The 416-nt window shown below is 40.1% G+C and carries 1 protein-coding gene; it reads right to left on the bottom strand.

Translation table 11 applies throughout. The features are described 5' to 3' along the window. On the bottom strand, positions 1–416 hold a 416-nt coding region (locus LACPOB_RS0101210), incomplete at both ends, for a transposase (protein ID WP_017867019.1).

The raw sequence follows: 416 nt of genomic DNA, 5'->3' as shown, positions 1-416 counted from the left end.
ATGAGAGTAAATTTTTCAGCTAGACCACTGATCGTTTTCAAAAGCCAAGTCAGTGCTTGAGCGATCTCAATATCGGGTAAAGGACGACCGTAATCATAAAAGAGATCACCCAAAGTTCGTTCATCTATATTCTCTCGTTGCGCTAAGGCCAAAATATCATAACTTAACATGACCATAGCTAAATGGCCACACAAACCGTCGTAGCTTTGGATTTGTGTCTGATCAAATTGGAGATATTGCTTCGCAACTTTAAAATAACATTCGATCTGCCAGCGACGACTGTACATTTGAATGATCTCAGTTGGTTTCAGGGATAATTTAGTGGTCGCTAAAACTAAATATTGGTCCGCTTTACCGCGTTTAGCGACAAAAACTAATCTCATGGGCATCTCCTGATTGTCCACTTGAAATGAGAC

This window comes from Ligilactobacillus pobuzihii E100301 = KCTC 13174 (genome assembly GCF_000349725.1).
In the GTDB taxonomy this organism is placed as follows: Bacteria; Bacillota; Bacilli; order Lactobacillales; family Lactobacillaceae; genus Ligilactobacillus; species Ligilactobacillus pobuzihii.
The sequence above is the reverse complement of the archived record's forward strand: the minus strand, read 5'-3'. Positions and strand labels throughout refer to the sequence as shown.